At 30.1% G+C, this 16151-nt stretch carries 26 protein-coding genes; 17 read left to right on the top strand and 9 right to left on the bottom strand.

Annotated elements, in window-relative coordinates; all coding sequences use genetic code 11:
• Positions 1–336 precede the first annotated feature (336 nt).
• Genes D1868_RS07330 through D1868_RS07320 form a run of 3 tightly spaced genes read right to left on the bottom strand, consistent with a single transcriptional unit; the run spans position 337 to position 2589 of the window.
• A complete protein-coding gene (locus D1868_RS07330; RefSeq protein WP_156006961.1) occupies positions 337–1140 on the bottom strand; it encodes a Rossmann-like domain-containing protein in 804 nt (267 codons plus the stop codon).
• Positions 1137–1757 carry a hypothetical protein gene (locus tag D1868_RS07325; RefSeq protein ID WP_156006959.1) on the bottom strand — a complete coding sequence of 207 codons (621 nt, stop codon included), beginning with the start codon at positions 1755–1757 and terminating at the stop codon, positions 1137–1139. The genes D1868_RS07330 and D1868_RS07325 overlap by 4 nt, the downstream gene beginning before the upstream one ends.
• 25 nt (positions 1758–1782) lie before the next feature.
• Positions 1783–2589, bottom strand: coding sequence for an alpha/beta fold hydrolase (locus tag D1868_RS07320; RefSeq protein WP_156006957.1), 807 nt, complete (start codon positions 2587–2589; stop codon positions 1783–1785).
• Between the two features lie 88 nt (positions 2590–2677).
• On the opposite strand from D1868_RS07320, the gene tsaA reads away from it, so the two are divergent.
• The 4 genes from tsaA (at position 2678) to D1868_RS07300 (ending at position 5017) form a co-directional block, all read left to right on the top strand.
• Positions 2678–3145 (top strand): tRNA (N6-threonylcarbamoyladenosine(37)-N6)-methyltransferase TrmO, encoded by a 468-nt coding sequence (gene tsaA / locus D1868_RS07315; RefSeq protein WP_156006955.1) that lies wholly within the window; start codon positions 2678–2680, stop codon positions 3143–3145.
• Between the two features lie 446 nt (positions 3146–3591).
• A complete protein-coding gene (locus D1868_RS07310) occupies positions 3592–4338 on the top strand; it encodes a DUF364 domain-containing protein (RefSeq protein ID WP_156006953.1) in 747 nt (248 codons plus the stop codon).
• A 277-nt stretch (positions 4339–4615) separates the two neighbouring features.
• The gene (locus D1868_RS07305; protein ID WP_156006951.1) at positions 4616–4789 is read left to right on the top strand and encodes a hypothetical protein; all 174 of its coding nucleotides are present in this window, start codon (positions 4616–4618) and stop codon (positions 4787–4789) included.
• 51 nt (positions 4790–4840) lie between these two features.
• Positions 4841–5017: a hypothetical protein gene (locus D1868_RS07300; protein WP_156006949.1), complete on the top strand. Its 177-nt coding sequence runs from the start codon at positions 4841–4843 to the stop codon at positions 5015–5017.
• 15 nt (positions 5018–5032) lie between these two features.
• Here the strand turns inward: D1868_RS07300 and D1868_RS07295 are convergent, their stop codons facing one another.
• Positions 5033–5713, bottom strand: coding sequence for a class I SAM-dependent methyltransferase (locus D1868_RS07295; RefSeq protein ID WP_156006947.1), 681 nt, complete (start codon positions 5711–5713; stop codon positions 5033–5035).
• A gap of 101 nt (positions 5714–5814) precedes the next feature.
• On the bottom strand, positions 5815–6330 hold the full coding sequence (locus tag D1868_RS07290; RefSeq protein ID WP_420824471.1) for a hypothetical protein: 516 nt from the start codon (positions 6328–6330) through the stop codon (positions 5815–5817).
• Positions 6331–6528: 198 nt separating this feature from the next.
• Here D1868_RS07290 and D1868_RS07285 point away from each other — a divergent pair, with 198 nt between their 5' ends.
• Genes D1868_RS07285 through D1868_RS11365 form a run of 3 tightly spaced genes read left to right on the top strand, consistent with a single transcriptional unit; the run spans position 6529 to position 7911 of the window.
• Entirely contained in the window at positions 6529–7227 is a 699-nt protein-coding gene (locus tag D1868_RS07285; protein ID WP_196770228.1) for a succinate dehydrogenase/fumarate reductase iron-sulfur subunit, read from the top strand.
• Position 7228: 1 nt separating this feature from the next.
• Positions 7229–7591, top strand: a complete 363-nt coding sequence (locus D1868_RS07280) for a succinate dehydrogenase/fumarate reductase transmembrane subunit (protein WP_156006941.1) — start codon at positions 7229–7231, stop codon at positions 7589–7591.
• A complete protein-coding gene (locus D1868_RS11365) occupies positions 7588–7911 on the top strand; it encodes a hypothetical protein (protein WP_420824470.1) in 324 nt (107 codons plus the stop codon). The genes D1868_RS07280 and D1868_RS11365 overlap by 4 nt, the downstream gene beginning before the upstream one ends.
• On the opposite strand, the gene D1868_RS07275 is transcribed toward D1868_RS11365, so the two are convergent.
• A complete protein-coding gene (locus tag D1868_RS07275; protein ID WP_156006939.1) occupies positions 7821–8264 on the bottom strand; it encodes a hypothetical protein in 444 nt (147 codons plus the stop codon). The genes D1868_RS11365 and D1868_RS07275 overlap by 91 nt on opposite strands.
• A gap of 405 nt (positions 8265–8669) precedes the next feature.
• Here D1868_RS07275 and D1868_RS07270 point away from each other — a divergent pair, with 405 nt between their 5' ends.
• The 3 genes from D1868_RS07270 to D1868_RS07260 all read left to right on the top strand — a co-directional run bounded on the left by D1868_RS07270 (position 8670) and on the right by D1868_RS07260 (position 9840).
• Positions 8670–9020, top strand: a complete 351-nt coding sequence (locus tag D1868_RS07270) for an NADH-quinone oxidoreductase subunit B family protein (protein ID WP_231112337.1) — start codon at positions 8670–8672, stop codon at positions 9018–9020.
• 1 nt (position 9021) lies between these two features.
• Complete coding sequence (locus D1868_RS07265; RefSeq protein ID WP_231112336.1) at positions 9022–9402, top strand: nickel-dependent hydrogenase large subunit; 381 nt, start codon at positions 9022–9024, stop codon at positions 9400–9402.
• 159 nt (positions 9403–9561) lie between these two features.
• Positions 9562–9840 carry a hypothetical protein gene (locus tag D1868_RS07260; RefSeq protein WP_156006937.1) on the top strand — a complete coding sequence of 93 codons (279 nt, stop codon included), beginning with the start codon at positions 9562–9564 and terminating at the stop codon, positions 9838–9840.
• A 312-nt stretch (positions 9841–10152) separates the two neighbouring features.
• On the opposite strand, the gene D1868_RS07255 is transcribed toward D1868_RS07260, so the two are convergent.
• Positions 10153–10458, bottom strand: a complete 306-nt coding sequence (locus D1868_RS07255; RefSeq protein ID WP_156006935.1) for a hypothetical protein — start codon at positions 10456–10458, stop codon at positions 10153–10155.
• Positions 10459–10640: 182 nt separating this feature from the next.
• Here D1868_RS07255 and D1868_RS11140 point away from each other — a divergent pair, with 182 nt between their 5' ends.
• The 5 genes from D1868_RS11140 to D1868_RS11360 all read left to right on the top strand — a co-directional run bounded on the left by D1868_RS11140 (position 10641) and on the right by D1868_RS11360 (position 12526).
• Positions 10641–10781 (top strand): hypothetical protein, encoded by a 141-nt coding sequence (locus tag D1868_RS11140; RefSeq protein ID WP_231112335.1) that lies wholly within the window; start codon positions 10641–10643, stop codon positions 10779–10781.
• Positions 10782–11201, top strand: a complete 420-nt coding sequence (locus D1868_RS11135; RefSeq protein ID WP_231112334.1) for a SufB/SufD family protein — start codon at positions 10782–10784, stop codon at positions 11199–11201.
• On the top strand, positions 11146–11847 hold the full coding sequence (locus tag D1868_RS11130; RefSeq protein WP_338055780.1) for a SufD family Fe-S cluster assembly protein: 702 nt from the start codon (positions 11146–11148) through the stop codon (positions 11845–11847). Before D1868_RS11135 ends, D1868_RS11130 begins: the two co-directional genes overlap by 56 nt.
• 194 nt (positions 11848–12041) lie before the next feature.
• A complete protein-coding gene (locus D1868_RS07245) occupies positions 12042–12371 on the top strand; it encodes a TrmO family methyltransferase domain-containing protein (protein ID WP_156006932.1) in 330 nt (109 codons plus the stop codon).
• 14 nt (positions 12372–12385) lie between these two features.
• Positions 12386–12526, top strand: a complete 141-nt coding sequence (locus D1868_RS11360; RefSeq protein WP_156007984.1) for a hypothetical protein — start codon at positions 12386–12388, stop codon at positions 12524–12526.
• Here D1868_RS11360 and D1868_RS07235 read toward each other — a convergent pair.
• Positions 12513–13520: a glycosyltransferase gene (locus D1868_RS07235; protein WP_156006930.1), complete on the bottom strand. Its 1008-nt coding sequence runs from the start codon at positions 13518–13520 to the stop codon at positions 12513–12515. The two genes, D1868_RS11360 and D1868_RS07235, sit on opposite strands and share 14 nt — an antisense overlap.
• Before the next feature lie 79 nt (positions 13521–13599).
• Here D1868_RS07235 and D1868_RS11355 point away from each other — a divergent pair, with 79 nt between their 5' ends.
• Entirely contained in the window at positions 13600–13722 is a 123-nt protein-coding gene (locus D1868_RS11355; protein ID WP_420824469.1) for an FmdE family protein, read from the top strand.
• Positions 13723–13897: 175 nt separating this feature from the next.
• On the opposite strand, the gene D1868_RS07230 is transcribed toward D1868_RS11355, so the two are convergent.
• Positions 13898–14905: a HoxN/HupN/NixA family nickel/cobalt transporter gene (locus D1868_RS07230; RefSeq protein WP_196770227.1), complete on the bottom strand. Its 1008-nt coding sequence runs from the start codon at positions 14903–14905 to the stop codon at positions 13898–13900.
• A gap of 267 nt (positions 14906–15172) precedes the next feature.
• Between D1868_RS07230 and D1868_RS07225 the strand changes: the two genes are divergently transcribed.
• A complete protein-coding gene (locus D1868_RS07225; protein WP_156006928.1) occupies positions 15173–16012 on the top strand; it encodes an MBL fold metallo-hydrolase in 840 nt (279 codons plus the stop codon).
• The last annotated feature ends 139 nt before the right edge of the window (positions 16013–16151 follow it).

The following is a 16151-nucleotide window of genomic DNA, read 5'->3' as shown; positions in this document are numbered from 1 at the left end:
ATATTGTACTAATTTTTAATTTCTACGAGTTTTTATTATTATAGGTTCAATTTCACTCCAATATTATTTCAAATTATATACTAGTTTTAAAATATTATTTAATTAATTCGATAGTAACGATTATATTGATGTTAATACAATTTGATACTATATAAAGAGGATAGACTGCAGAGTCGAGGAATGTAGGAATATCTCAAATATAGTTTTTATATACGCAAACGAATTAGATTTTGGAGAATATTTAATAATAGATATACCTAGAGAATACATGGATATAATATTAAACATTTGTGAAGCAATGTGCCTGAAACTGTTGTCGGTAAGATTTTGTAAAGATTATTGCTCAATATTAGTAATAAAAGAACCGTCTGTTGGTACAAAGTATTGTACTGAATAATTAGGGTCATAAAATATTCCCTTAGTGTAACCTATTTTTAACAGTCGTATAGCCTCCTCTTTATTATTTATAATTGCAGTGCTTCCTAAGTAGTTTGTTTTTAAACCTTTAACAAACATAGGATAGAGCTGAGCTGAAGGACCTATTATCAAGTTTAATCTAGAGTTACTCGAATATTTAAGAATCTCATCAATACTTTCGTTTATTATAACCGCTCCGCTCATTATAACAGCATCAATTTGAGGAAGAATTCTTTTCTCAAGTGATTCAGACATAACTTTTCCGCATAATTTCTTATCAAATGTGTAAACTAAAAAGTATTTATTTAACTCGTTTACAATAGGAGGCATATTTCCTATTATTGCTACCTTGCTAGCACTTATATCGTATAATTTCCTAATAATCCATTCAGTAGTGTTATTTACTTGTTGAAAACGCAAAAGTTTTTGACTTAAAGAATTTATAGTGGCTAAAGCTAAGGATCTCTCTATCCAACTCTCAGATGTCAGCAGTTCAATTTCTTCATGAATAGAAGAATAGAAAATCGGATTATGCATTCTTTCAGCAATATCCGAAATTTCAAAAGAAGGCGTTATATTAAGCCCTATATATTTATCTCTGTTCTCGTCTTCTGTAACTACTATAGTATAAAAATATCCCACTACTGCATCTACTATTTTTAATGATAACTCGTTCTTTTGTAAATATTCAGTTACATTCCTTTTTATTAAGTCGAGTATCACTTTAATAACCTCTCCTTAAGTCTTGATAAGGATTGTAATACTTTGGGTTTGAGCGCAACAACGTTAGCAAAAACTAACGTATATATGTGCTCAAAATAAAAATGAAATAGGAACGCTCCAGTAAAATATAATCCTGGAGGCCCTGCAGGACCCAGTAATCGTGCCAACGAAAATAGCTTAGGAAGTGAAAAAGCTAACATTAGTATTAATAAAGATATCATTATATAAACTATATTTCTGTTTATTTTATTATAGTAAAAAACAATTAATGGAAGTAAAACCGCAAACGAAATTGAAGAGAGGACAGCACTTAACTCACCAACGTAATTTCTTGGGGCAAGGAATATTTCCACTGTACTGATCATATATATGACAAAAAGGATTATGGCACCTCTAATTATCTTACCGTATTTCTCTTTAGTAAATAAAGTATATAATTTGTCGGGTGCCAAAGCACTTGTTAATGCAATTGTACCACCTAAAAATAAACTTCCTGGACCTGCAAATCTGACGAATAAAGGAGCGGGAAAAGGAACTAGAAAAGTGTGAATAAAACTATATATCGTTATTAAACCTATTACTCCATTAAATGCCCTAAACAAGTATTTATAGTTCATAAGAAATATTTCTAATTATATATATTTAAAAGTATTGTCTTAGCAGTATCGAGATTCCTAGAATAAATTTCAACTTAATATGAATTTTTCCTAGTTCTCTGACAGTATTCTTAGGATCTTCTGCCAGAACGTAATGTCCGAATCCATTAAATTCAAGGCTTTTGCATGCATTTACATATTTACAAGCATCTTCGATCATCTTTTTTGAAACCAACTGTTCATATTCTCTTCTTATAATTAATGTGTTTATTTCTCTTTCCAGTTTTTTAGTGTAATCAAAATTATCCCAGGCATAAAGATCCCATCTCAGTATCTCAAGACTATTTGCACTTCTAATCCATGTCAGTTCTTCAACAAGTTTTTTATCAGCATTAGGTCCCGCAAAACATATTATCGTTTGAGGATTGGAATTACTTGAGTTTTCTATATCTTTTTCTATAAAAGTACTACGAGTATTAATAGAGCTACTGATCATTATTATGTTTTCTGCATTTCCTCTCATTCCAACAGCTAATGCTATATCTCCTCCTAATGACATACCTAGTACGGAAAATTTAGTTAGTCCAAGATTTTTTATAGATTGAATTATATAATCCCCATAAAATTCCACTTTTGCATTTTCTTTTCCACTTAATTGATTTGGATCGGCATCTGATTTCCCATGACCAGATAAATCTACTATTATATTAGTTATATCTCTTGTTATAAAAATCAATAACTTATGATAAAATCTATCATCAAAACCGGAAGGATGAATCATAACTATTGGCTTTCCGTTACCAATTTTTTCATAATATATTTTTATGCTTTTTACTTCTACGTACTTGCCCATTAATTCTTCTAGTATAGAATTAATGATAGGAACATGAATTTATGCTTTACATCGTTAGAATTATATATTATTACACATATTACTATATATGGAACTTAGACCAATAGGAGTAGTTATAGGGCCATCAGAAGACGAAGTTAATAAGAACATGTGGAAGGGTGGAGTAAAAGGAATAATAAAGATTTATGAAGAATTTAAAGAAGGTCTATTAGGTATAGAAAATTTCTCTCATATAATACTAGTCTCTTGGCTACATAAAATTACCGAAGATCAAAGGAAAATCCTTATTGTAAAACCTTTAAGAATGACGAATCTAGGTTTTAAGCTTAACGAATTACCTGCTCTAGGAGTTTTTGCGCTACATTCGCCCATAAGGCCAAATCCAATAGGGATAACAATAGTGAAGTTAATAGAAAGGAAAGATAACTTACTTTATGTTGAAGGTCTGGATTTATACGATGGTACACCAATCTTAGATATCAAAGGTTATTATCCATATGATTTAAAAGACGTAAAAATTCCGAAATGGCTCGAGAAATCACATAGAATTTATTAATTTCAAAATTGATTATTAAACTATTATTAGTATCATCAGTCATCATGTTAGTGGATTCTGTGCATAGAACAACTGTATAGAACAACTCTGAATTATATGGACTATAACTTCAATAATACCGATAGATTCTAACCAATTATTGTAATAATAATCCAATAATTTAATTAAATGATAAAAATCAATAGGAATATAGATGTATTAATTGAATAAACTAAAGATTCTATAGAACTTAAAACTTTTTTAAAGTTACTAAAAACTCAGCAAAGAACAGCCAAGAATAATTATCGAGTACTCAAAAACGTTTTATAAATGTTCAGGTAAAAAGACTTTAAGGTATTTCAGAATTATTGTAAAGCATGCTTCGCTCTTTATATTAACGGGGATAAATAAGTTTAATGAAAAATATTTATATCAAAACATAAATAAGCCTTGCTTTAAAATTTGTTATGCAAAACAAAGTTATAGATTCTCTAATCTCTTATGCTAAAGAAAATGATAATGAAGTAAAAAACGTAACAATGGGCAAAACATGGACGTGTGTCCTTTCAAGATACTGTGGAGTTTCAATGACTTATAGCATCGGTAATGAGGATCTAGATGTTAGAGATTTCGGTCATTTGGAGGAGAAAACTGTAGGTGAACTTGCGGAATATCTTAGATCGTGGAACCTTTTAGAGGCGAGTATAGGTTTAGCCTCAATAAATTCAATTATAGAGCCTAAAGGTAATGCTGAGGCTAATGGTCTTGATGTAGCTTTAGAGTACGGAAAAGGAAAGAAAATAGTAATGATAGGTAAGTTTCCAGGAATACAGAAATTTAAATATGTTGCAAAGAAATTTATAGTTTTGGAACTTAATCCTTTTTTGATAAATCCTTCAGAAGGAATCTTGCCATCTACAGCTGTAGAGACAGTAATAGAGGATAGCGAAGTAGTGATAATAACCTCAACTACGATAATTAATAAGTCGATAGACAGAATTTTAGAGCTGTCAAAAAAAGCGAAAGCTTACGTAATTCTTATAGGTCCAAGTACTCCTATGTTGGATTTAATGTTTGATTTTGGAGTTGACGTATTAGCTGGAATAAAAGTAAATAGACCTTATTCCTTTATAAATAAAATACGTCAAGGATGTGGAATGATTAATCCAAATAAGTTAGAGGGTGATATCTCATTTATTATAAGAACCCGATAAGACTTTATTAGTAACTTTTTTAGTAGTAAGAAATCTATTCATATTGTTAAACACTAGATTCTTCATTAAAATTTTGTTTAAATTGACATAAAAAAATTAAATTTTAATAATTATAATAAATTTATGGAATATAAGGATTATAAGGTAATTTAACAAATATATTTTAATATTATTGAATAAATCATAAATAAAGAAATAATTAGAAAAAATAAATAGCGTTTTTCCAGAAAGATATTACGGTGTTTATATGAAAAATGAAAATAAGGGAGCTTATTCCTTGATAAAATTTTTAAGATTTTCATTAGCTTTTGCTGCGTTGCTGAACATAGCTGCACATCTTTATGCAGTTCCTGCAGTAACGCCTATAGCGACTATGTATCTTGATAGCGAGGTAGCACTTTACATTTTTGTAGCAATGATATATACTTTCGGATTAAGAATGTGGTATTGACCAGCATTATTATATTCAGTATTAAATATTTCGCTGTTTTTTATTTCGGGCATGACAGCAGTTCCAGGGGTAACTCCGCAGCCATTAGTTGGGCATATAGAATTTTTACAATATTCTTTTGGGAGAGCTGGATCAGTAATAGCTTGGTTATATTTAATAATAGTCGGGTACATAGCCATAAGATACGATAAAGGATCTAAAATAAACGACCTGCTAAAAGAAAGTTAAGTTGTAGTGATTGTCTTATTTTTCCTCTTTTTTTACACCTACAAATATATATACTGCTCCAAGTGTTTTTTCTTTGAATATCTTTAAATCCATATTTCTCTTTACTATTTCTTTTAGTTGGGAATTTGTAGGTATTTTCTTATATATGTAATAAATATATTTGTAGTCAAGTGGTTTTGCTCCAACTAGTGCGGCTAGATAAGGCTGTATGAATCTCAAATAGAATGCTACATAATTCCTTAGAATGAAGTTATCAGACTTTCCCATTGCAATAACTCCAACAACTTTTCTTGAGACTCTTACCATTTCTTTTACTACTTCTTCTATGTTATCTGCTGCATGTAAAGCGAAACTGCTTACTACAGCATCAAATGCTCCATCCCTAAAGGGAAGATTATAAAAAGATCCTAATACCTTATCTCCGTTGACCATAGAGTTTTTTAGCATGTTCTCTGCGTAATCAAGCATTACAATATTTGCGTTCATTAATTTTGACACTACGTAAGATAATTCACCTTTACCGCTGCCAACGTCTAATATTATCTTAGGTTTAGGACAGTATTCCCTTACTGTAGCTATTAACTCAGCTCTCCATTTTACGTCTTGGAAAAAGGATATCAATGCATTTGCTCTATCATAAAATTCTGGGATATCGTTGTAAATTTCTCTGAGCTCCTCGTTTGTAGCTTTCCTCATATTATATATTTCATCAAATCCTAATATTAAAATCCTATATTAACGGTTTCATCAAATCCTATATTAATGAAGTTTAATTAACATTTTCATCATGATAAATATTATTGGGAACTATTTGTTATCATAAATCTCATAAAATACAATAATCCGATTATCTTTATTAAATCGCCAATGATCGCTATTTCAGGAATATTAATTAAGTAAAATGGAAGTCCTATAGTATATATTACTGCTCCATAGAAGAATAAGTATGCGGAAAATTTTTGTATATTCTTTATACTTAAGTAAATAGAAATTCCTGAAATTGGTTCTAAAATATAACCTAGAACTATTATCTCTAATCCTAAGAATTTTCCTTCCATAAGTAGAACTAATCCTATAAATGTTATTAAGATAGCTATGGGCGGAAGATAGTTTATAAGGTAAGACGCTTTTAGAGAAGACTTTCTATACTCAAGATACGCTGGAAATGCTAAAATCCACACTATCCACATTAATATTTTAGTTATATTATTGAATGCAAAATCCAGTCCACATATCCCTAAGAGAAATAAGATTGAAAGTATGAAGAAAGCAGCTATCAAACTTATTATGTTACCTATAATTAATGGTTTCATACTTATCTTATATATTCTTTTGAAATACTAATCTTTACGTTTTTCCTCTAATTTTGTCGTTATATATTTTTAAAGAAAAAGTAAAAGAAGGTATAAAATCTATATTATAGTGACAATTTATTGTTAATGATGAAAATAATCAATTTTATGAAAAATCTATAGGAAATCTTTTAAAAATAATCAGTTCAAATAATTATGATGTCTGAAAAAGTAAAAGTACGCTTTAAGGTAAGGAGATTTTTAAATGGCAAAAGATGGTGGCAGGAATATGAAGTAGAGGTAGACAGATTTACTACAGTGGTTCAAGTATTAAGGCAAATAAAGGAAACGCAAGATCCTACTTTATCTTTTAGAGCATCTTGTCACATGGCCGTGTGCGGAAGCTGTGGGATGAAAATAAATGGAAAACCTAAATTAGCATGTAAAACAATAGTTTTGAAAGAAGCCAAAAACGGAGAAATAAAATTGGAACCATTAGATATGAAAGTAGTTAAAGATCTTATAGTGGATATGGATGAGTTTTACGTAAAGATGGAAAAAATAGATCCTAGATTAAGACCTGAGGAAAGCGTATTAAGCGGAAATAAAGAACACAGATTAAAACCAGAGGATCAAAGAGAGCTGTGGAGTTTTGCACAGTGTATATGGTGCGGCCTTTGTTACTCCGCATGTCCAGTTACTAAATATAATAAGAATTTTTTAGGTCCTGCAGCTTTAGCTAAGGCTTATAGATTTATCTCAGATCCTAGAGATACTGAAACAGAAAAAAGAATAGAGCGCGTAAATTCTCTAGACGGAATTTGGGCATGTAGAGTTGCTGGATCATGCTCTGTAGTATGCCCTAGAGGAGTTGATCCTTCCTTGGCTATTCAAAAAACAAAAGCGTTGGTGTTATGAAATGAAAGAGTGGTTTGAATTCGGTTGGAATTTTGAAAGATATCTTTCTCTTTTGCAAATAATAACAGGTTGGATAATTTTAGCGTATCTTGTTTTCCATGTTATATATGTTAATAGATTAGCTCATGGAGTCACTATTAATGATTCCTTTCTAATGCCTCTTCTAGTCATCTTTGGTGTAGTTTTGACTTTTCATATTTCTAATGGTATAAGAATACTATTGATTGAATATGGATACTTGACTCCAAAAGGCCACATTAATGAGAATTGGCTTAGATATAAGAAACATAGAAATTATGAAATGATAATGATGATAATATTGGCTATATCTTTAATTATTTCCTTTTGGGTGATCTACAAATGAATGAGGCTAAATTAAGATTCTGGTTCTATATTGCTGGAATTCTCACTGCTATATTCTTGGCAGTTCATCTTAGTATGCTTTTCATTACACCTCTAAATTTTGTAGAGAGAACCTCAACAGCTACTATAGATTATTATCTGAGAGATTATTTCTACGATACTGCTCTTAGTCTCTTGCTAATATTTGCCTTTATTCATGCAACTTTAGGAGTCAGGAGAACATTACACGATTACGGTATAAAAAACACTAAAGGAGTAGTAATAACAATGTTTGCCATACTCTTTATTCTTCTATATTTTCTATTTACTTCATTTGTGTAAAACTTATTCCTACTAAAAATCCATGCTATTAGTGAAAGAACTAGTCCTGCAGATCCTATTACTATAGTGAACAGCATCAAACCAGATATTCCTATAAGATAAGCAGATATGGAAAATGTTCTTATTTCGCTTAGAGCTGTTATAGAATTGAATGTTTTTATAAAATATACTGCGGACGATACGTAGAATATTTCAGATAGAATATACATGTAAACTAGTAACGCTAATGAATAAAGAGAAAAAGATGGAATTAATACGAAGAAAACTTTTAGACCAAAAGCCATGAACATGCCTATCGAAAGAACTAACATTGAGGCATAAAATAAGTCATCTGCTAGAACAAAATATTTCATTAATTTTTTCTCTTTATACTCTTTTTATATACAATGTTTATAGAAAGATAAAGTAAGATCGCTCCTAAAGTAGATGTTATTATTCCAAAAATATTTAAAAACGGAGTTATAGCAAAAAATAAAGAACCTAAAATTCCAAAGGATTTATGATCCATATATTAAATGAAAGTTCCATAGAATAAAAATATTCCTTTTCAATATAAGTAAACGTTTATAAGGTATTATTTAGAAAACATTTTTATGATTTGAATATAGATGAGGTTATGGATTATTGCCAAGCATTAAAAGAAATTCTTAAACACAATATTATTTGGCTAGAGGCTCAATCATGTTCTGGAGAAACAATAATGATGTTAAAAGAAGGATGTGAAGGGTGTTAATGACCTATTTTTCCATTCTTCGCCTGTGAAACTAATATCAATGATTTCAGAAGAGAAATCTGGTCCAGATATGATGAAAGATATTTTGAATTCAGATAATTATCTTCTTGTTGTAGAGGGAGCAATACCTAAAGACGATAAACTGTGTAATTTTGGTGGGATGACTTGTAGCGAAATACTTAAGAAACTTTCTGAAAAAGCTATAGGTATTGTTGCAGTAGGCTCTTGTGCGGTAAATGGTGGAATAATTAGGGAAGTTGGAGGACTTGGAGTAGATGAAGTTTTAAAAAAGAAAGTTTATGAAGTACCTGGTTGTCCTGCATCTGACAAGACTATGGTAGCAATGCTTTATTCTGTTCTACAAGGTGGAAAATAAATTGGTAGATCTTTCCTTAGATCCTATAAGTAGAATAGAAGGTCATTTAGGAATTCACGTTAAAGTAGAGAATGGGGAATATATGGATTCTAAAGTAGAAGTCTCAATGTTTAGAGGCTTTGAAAACTTACTTAAAGGAAAAGAATTGCATTTGGCTCCAAATATAACAGCCAAAATTTGTGGAGTTTGCGGAGCAACTCATACTTTAGTTTCTACTGAAGCATTGGAAATGGCTTCTGGATTGTATCCTTCAGAAAGAGCTATAGCTTTTAGAAATGTAGCTTATTCGTTAGCGGATATTATGTATAATAATGTGACTGTCACATATTTATTTCAGTCTATAAATTATTCCTATGTCATAAGGCGATATTTTATACATTAATTCAAACCATAATGGTAATAATGGCGCTGCTAATCCTACTCCCATTCCGGAGAGAGAATTAGATAACATTACTTTTCCACTATATTTTAAGCTAGATAATTTCATTTTTTTGAATTCTTTTTTGGCCTGACTACTTCGTTCACTGAAGACAGACTTAAGATGAATAATTCTAGAAGTATTGTCGATATTAAGAAGAGGAATCTAAATTTCAGTTCTGGAGAGAAAGGTAAAAATGATTTTATTGATAGCATTGAACTTCCTCCTATACTAGAGAATACAGCTGCAGAGGTTAAAATTCTAAGTCTTCTTACTCTTTCAAGATCATTCTTCCAGTTACTTGCTACTAGTGCGGTTAAACCTGGGAAATACTCCTCTCATTCCTCATGCAGTACCTCCTATACCTCCTATGAGGAGAGAAATGATGATAACTATTTTTAAGGAACTAGAAAAAAGTAAAAACGCTGCTAAGAAAGGAAATAAATCCCCTATTATAAGGGTTTTCTTGTAGCCTACTCTATCTCCTAAAAGTCCTAATGCAAAGACTAAGATAGTATTAAAGAGAATTATAAAGAGGAATATAATACCGATCGATACTAAGGAAAATCCTATGAATTTAAGATATAGGGAGCTACTAATGTAATATAAATTATTTCTATACTTCTAAAAATTCTTGAAAAAACTAAATATTTATATCCCATATCAGATTTCATAATTCTTTACTTTAAACTTAAAAAAAAGAAATTTAACTTTTTACCACCAGTTTCCGTGATGTCCATGATGATGTGGTCCACATCCGTAATAAGGTCCGAAACCTTGATATGATCCGTATGCCCACTGATATGGGAAGTTTCTTCCTAGTTCTGTGATTTCTACGTATTCTTCCCCATCTTTCTCAAATTTTCTTACTAATCCTGTTACCATTAATTGACTTAGTACGAAATCGAATGCACTTCCATATAATGGTACACTATTCCTTAGTTGAGATATTTTTACTGGACCGTTTTTTAGACTTTCGAGTATTTGGTATCCACCCATTCTCATTAGTATTCCATACATTTTATCACCGATATCAATTTCGATATCGGAATTAATAAATCTTTCGATATTATAGTAACAGATATAATCCAAAGAAATAATAAAAGTTTAAACGATATTAAGGAATAGTTAGTAAATTAAATTAATTCTTATGCAGATTAACTATAAAAATTCTTAAATATTTCTTTAACAGAGTTAAAGATATGGAAGAGAACAAAAACATAACACAACTAATCTCAAGAGAAGATGACGACATTAGTTTAGAATTTGATAAGGAAATTAAATTCGAACTCACCAGAAGTACAATAGAAGAAATTTCTAAATCTAAAAAAGAGCAGGATTGAATGCTAAAATTAAGAATAAAATATTTTGAAAAAGCTATGAAACTTCCAAAATCTAATTGGATACCTAACAATATAGATCTTGATCTTTCAAATTTTGACATATACAGCAAACCCAAATTAGATCATATAAGTAGTTGGGAGGAATTGCCAGCTTCACTTAAGAAATACTATGAATATTTAGGAATTCCAGAATCAGAAAGAAATATTCTTGCAGGAGCAGTATCAATACTTGACTCAGAATCAATTTATTCTAAAGTTGGAGAAGAATTAAAGAAACGAGGAATAATAATGATGCCTATGGATGAAGCGGTAAAAAAGTATGACATACTTAAAGACTATTTCATGAATGTATTAGAATTCAGAAATAGCTGCGCTACACAGTGCTATATGGAGTGGTGGAGTATTTGTCTATGTTCCTAAGGGAGTAAGATTTCAGACACCCATAGATGGAGGAGTAGAAGTTTATGTTAAAGATCATGCCAGTGTAAAATACGTTACTATACAGAATTGGAGTAAAAACGTAATCAATTTGAGTAATAAAAGAGGAATTACTGGAGAAAATGCTAATTTGGAATGGGTCGAAGGTTCTGTAGGGTCTAAACATACATTTAGTTATCCATCAACCATTCTAGACGGTGAAAATTCATCATCAACTAGTTTATTACTAACTATAGCAGGCGAAGAAGGTGATTGGAAAGAAGGAGAATCTAAAATAATTCATAAAGCTCCATATACTAAGACTAGGATAGTAAGCAAGAGTGTAAGCTTTAATGGAGGTAACGTATCATATAGAGAATTAGTGAAAGTAAACAAAGGAGCTCTTAATTCAAAAGCTTATGTAAAATGCGATTCTCTCATACTTGATGATAAGAGCAAAGCATATACCTTTCCTCAAAACCAGGTTTTAGAAGAAAGTGCAGAAGTTACACACGAAGCTTTTACTACGAAAATGAGTCTAGACCAGCTTTTCTATTTAGAAAATAGAGGTTTCAAGGAAAAAGAAGGTATATCATTTCTGGTATTAGGTTTTATGGACGAAATAACTAAAGAACTGCCTTTCCAATAGCTACAATGCTAAATAATCTTATGACCTTAGAATTAGATAAAATAGGAGCATTAGCTTAATTACGACTTTTTTATTTTTTCATTTTTTGTTTTCTTGACTTAGAACTATTCTAACTACAAATATTTCCTATAAGACATATATATTACCATATATCTCTAAATATTTATCTGACCTCTTCCACGCCCTAGCGAGGCTTGTCGTTCGTTTGGTCAACAATTGAGTTAAAACCTATAGGCAATATTGAACATAATATTTCCGACGAGTTAATTGCAAAAACTTTCAAAAAATTTATGACCAAAGTAGTAGTTTATAGTGAATATAAGGATGAGTTAAAGGGTTTAGATGAATTCAGTCATATAGTTTTAATATCTTATTTACCTAGAGCTAAAAGCGAATCGTTACAAATTAAACCACTTAAACCTAAAATAAAAGCTAATAATTTGAAAATTGAAACTAATATTCCAATAGTAGGTATTTTTAGTACGTGTGCTCCATATAGGCCTAACCCTAAGGCTTATCTGTAGTTAAACTTCTCGAAATTCAAGATAATATCATAATTATTGATGATTGTGATTTATACAATAAGATACTAATTTTAGACATTAAACCTTATATTTACACTGTATCTGAAAAAGTTAGAATAGCTGAGTGGAGAAAAAAAGATGTTAGAATATATTAGAACTCTTAACTTGGAATGATCTAACTTTTTTCGTTCTATTATATTGATCTTTTATATACAAGTTTCCTAGAAAAGTTGGAAGTAATGAAAGCAGATAATAGTTAAGAAGATGTATGTTAAATTTAGTTTTTATTAAAATATTATTTCCTGAAAATATCTTATAAAGTAATTTATATCTTAATAGTTCTTCATTTACTATTTCAAGAATATTTTCGTTTATTTTGCCATTTAACATTTCCGTGATAATATAAAAATCTTCTACAGCCTTCTTAAAAAGATTAGAAAATGAATCTTTATATTCTTTTATATTTTTAGTATTTCCTGAGCTTGTTTGAAGAGTATGAATTCTATAGTAAGTTAATCTTGCAGGATCAAGCAAAATATTTCCTTCTAATAATAAGGAAGAATAAAAGATGAAAGAATCGATAACTGCCTTTATTTTTCTAAGATATTGAGCATTATTTTCAAGTATTTCCCTCCTTACACATATTGAACTTGAATTAAAATTAACATTTAATTTAAGAAGATTTCTAATGTCAGTTTTACGATTGTTTTCAATAGCTAATGTAAACTCCGGCAAATTAAACGATGCATATGGAGGAATCTTAAGATACTCTTCAATGATTTTTATTTCATTACCTTTATCATCAATAGTAACAAAGTTGTTATGATAATATATTGGATAAAATGTTTTGAAAAAGGAAGTTACTCTTTCTAACTTATCTTCTCTATACATATCGTCATCGTCTAGAAGACAAATAATATCTCCCTTACTCTCATGCAAGCCTTTGTAGATTTTTTCTCCTAAATATTCCTGATTATCATAAATATCTATTATGTTTTTATAATTTGGCTTATTAAATTCAAAATTTGTGATTACAACTATTTCAAATTTATCCTTATCTAATGTCTGATTTAGGACTGAATTTAATGCATAGCCTAAATATTTTTGCCTATTATAGGCTGTTATTATTACTGAAACAAAATCCTTCATTATTAATATATCCTAATGTATAACGAACTTTAAATCTTTTAATAGAAAGATTTAAGTAATTGACTGACTAATCAATTTATTGCGACCTAAAATAGAACAGAAAAGAATCCATGAAATACCTGAATGGGCATTTGAATTTCATGGGCATAGATGTCCTGCAATGCCATTAGGTTATTTAGCAGGCAAATATGCCTTGAAATGAGATATATTCTATACTTACTGATCTATACCAATATAAGGATAGATTAAAGAATTTTAGTGAATGGACTGACGTTAAGACGGACTGGAAAAACGGAAGGAACGATAAAAACAGATTTGATTTAATAAAAGAGTTATGATTTTATCTTTATAATATTGTTCCTTTTTAAATCTTTTAATCATAGATTTACTTTATTTTTGTATTTTTCTTCATATTTTCTTATTTTTACCTTATAGATAGTTATGGATAATATCCATACTGACGCAAAAGTAGCTATAATTATCATTCCTATATTTTCCCACCATACATTTCCATTTATTAGCGATATTATATTCCAAAATCCTCCATTTAGGCTAAACTCTGATTGTATTAACCCCAGAAGTTCTAGGCTACCTACTACATACGCAACTAAAATTGATATTGTAGTCATTGTTAAGTTATACCAGATTTTTCTCATAGGATTGCCCATGAATGCCCATCTATATGCACCATTCATGAAAAATCCATCTGTAGTGTCTATGAGAGTCATACCGGCTGTAAAAAATAGAGGAAAAACAAGTAATGTCCATAATGGTATTTTAGTGAATACTCCTGCAGTTCCGGAACTTATTGCTAAAAGAGCAGTTTCTGAAGCAGTATCGAAACCAAGACCAAACAAGAATCCTATAGGATAAAGATAGTACTGATTATTTACTATTTTAAATAAATTTTTGAAATATCTATTCATGAAACCTCTTTTCAATAATGTATCATTCAATTTGTTTTCATTCATGTTTCCTTTTTTAGCTTCATTGAATAACTTGTATATTTCAAATAATACAACCAAATTGAGAAAACCTATGATATACAAAAAGAATCCACTTACCAACGTTCCTATGATAGATCCTATATTCTCAAGCTGAGGTATACTAGATTCTATAACTCGAGTCGCAATCATTAATGCAACTGAAAGTAAAATAACTACTGTTGAATGTCCTAAAGAGAAAAATAGTCCAGTAAATAATGACGATTTGCTTTCTTGAACAAGTTTCCTAGTTGAATTATCTATTGCTGCTAAATGATCTGCATCTACTGCATGTCTGAGACCAAAAAGATATGCCAAAACACCTAGCGTTATAAAACTTGCCAAAACACCCTTAACGTGAACTCTACATTTCCTGTAAACTGAGATATTTGCATTAGCCATATTATTAATGCCGATGTTATAATAAATTCACTAAGATAAAAATTATTGGCTTTATTATCTTTTTGCTAAATATTTTCCCCATAATTATATGGATAGCCTATCCAATATATAAGCTACCTGCACTTACTAGTATCAATTTCAATGATAGTTTATTTAAAAAGATGTACAAATTATCCAATAAGTTAAAAATATTTTATCATTATAAAAATTAGCAGAAATTGTTTCTGACTATATAGATTTTTAAACTAAGGGAAAGAATATATTTTAATGAAGACTATAGACAATCTAAAAATAACGATTTTAAGTGATAATTTCGTTTCAACACTAATTCCTCCTCTAATTGGTGAATGGGGATTTTCTGCCCTTGTTGAAGCTGATGATGTAAAGATACTTTACGATGTAGGAAATTCAGGTTATCCATTAGTTTATAATTCAGAAAAATTGGGTATAAAATTGGAAGATATAGATTTCATAGTATTGAGTCATGGTCATAGTGACCATACTGGCGGGCTTTCAAACAACGATGTTGTGACAAAATTAAAGGGTAAAATGTTAATAGCGCACCCCTCAGTCTTTGAAAAGAAAGTTCTTAATTGGTATGGTAAATTGGAATATATCGGAATGCCATTAACTAGAGACGAGATTGAGAAGAAATTTAACCTAATACTATCGTCAGAACCCCTGGAAATTGCTGATGGAGTAATGTTTAGCGGAGAGATAAAGAGGTATGGATATGAAGAATATACTTCAGGTTTATATACATTCTCAAATTCCTCGTTAGTAAAAGACAGCATGAAGGACGATGCAGCACTTTATATTAATACCAAAAAAGGCCTAGTTATCTTAACCGGTTGTGGACATTCTGGAATTCTTAATATAATTAGGCATGCTAAAGAAGTTACAAATCAGAACGTTTATGCAGCAATAGGAGGATTTCATCTTCTTTCTTCTCCGAAGGAGCATGTAGAAAAAGTGGCAGATGAGTTAACTAAGAATTTACAGAAAATAGGTCCAGCTCATTGTAGTGGAAATGCGATAAAATCAATAATTTCAGAAAATAAAGAAAAATGGTTAGATGCCGGTGTAGGGAAATCTATATCATTCTGATTTTAAAAATTCATTACTCCAACGTGGTACTTTTACATCTTTAGGACAAAATACTGGAGAGAAAGCCTTTATAGGAGTTCCAACGAATAAGTCCAACTCATCTAATAGAGAAGATCCTCTTCTCTTTTTCTATTTTAAC

This window comes from Stygiolobus azoricus (assembly GCF_009729035.1).
In the GTDB taxonomy this organism is placed as follows: Archaea; Thermoproteota; Thermoprotei_A; order Sulfolobales; family Sulfolobaceae; genus Stygiolobus; species Stygiolobus azoricus.
This window is presented reverse-complemented; position numbering and strand designations above follow the sequence as displayed.

Coding starts and splice junctions, on each gene's coding strand:
- D1868_RS07255 (WP_156006935.1), bottom strand. CDS start 10,458: ATGTATGGAATACTAATGAGAATGGGTGGATACCAAATACTCGAAAGT.
- D1868_RS07310 (WP_156006953.1), top strand. CDS start 3,592: ATGCAAAACAAAGTTATAGATTCTCTAATCTCTTATGCTAAAGAAAAT.
- D1868_RS11135 (WP_231112334.1), top strand. CDS start 10,782: ATGCTAAAATTAAGAATAAAATATTTTGAAAAAGCTATGAAACTTCCA.
- D1868_RS07295 (WP_156006947.1), bottom strand. CDS start 5,713: ATGAGGAAAGCTACAAACGAGGAGCTCAGAGAAATTTACAACGATATC.
- D1868_RS07280 (WP_156006941.1), top strand. CDS start 7,229: ATGAAAGAGTGGTTTGAATTCGGTTGGAATTTTGAAAGATATCTTTCT.
- D1868_RS07290 (WP_420824471.1), bottom strand. CDS start 6,330: ATGAAACCATTAATTATAGGTAACATAATAAGTTTGATAGCTGCTTTC.
- tsaA (WP_156006955.1), top strand. CDS start 2,678: ATGGAACTTAGACCAATAGGAGTAGTTATAGGGCCATCAGAAGACGAA.
- D1868_RS07300 (WP_156006949.1), top strand. CDS start 4,841: ATGACAGCAGTTCCAGGGGTAACTCCGCAGCCATTAGTTGGGCATATA.
- D1868_RS07230 (WP_196770227.1), bottom strand. CDS start 14,905: ATGGCTAATGCAAATATCTCAGTTTACAGGAAATGTAGAGTTCACGTT.
- D1868_RS07260 (WP_156006937.1), top strand. CDS start 9,562: ATGAATAATTCTAGAAGTATTGTCGATATTAAGAAGAGGAATCTAAAT.
- D1868_RS07225 (WP_156006928.1), top strand. CDS start 15,173: ATGAAGACTATAGACAATCTAAAAATAACGATTTTAAGTGATAATTTC.
- D1868_RS07235 (WP_156006930.1), bottom strand. CDS start 13,520: ATGAAGGATTTTGTTTCAGTAATAATAACAGCCTATAATAGGCAAAAA.
- D1868_RS07285 (WP_196770228.1), top strand. CDS start 6,529: ATGTCTGAAAAAGTAAAAGTACGCTTTAAGGTAAGGAGATTTTTAAAT.
- D1868_RS07320 (WP_156006957.1), bottom strand. CDS start 2,589: ATGGGCAAGTACGTAGAAGTAAAAAGCATAAAAATATATTATGAAAAA.
- D1868_RS07325 (WP_156006959.1), bottom strand. CDS start 1,757: ATGAACTATAAATACTTGTTTAGGGCATTTAATGGAGTAATAGGTTTA.
- D1868_RS11365 (WP_420824470.1), top strand. CDS start 7,588: ATGAATGAGGCTAAATTAAGATTCTGGTTCTATATTGCTGGAATTCTC.
- D1868_RS07275 (WP_156006939.1), bottom strand. CDS start 8,264: ATGAAATATTTTGTTCTAGCAGATGACTTATTTTATGCCTCAATGTTA.
- D1868_RS11140 (WP_231112335.1), top strand. CDS start 10,641: ATGGAAGAGAACAAAAACATAACACAACTAATCTCAAGAGAAGATGAC.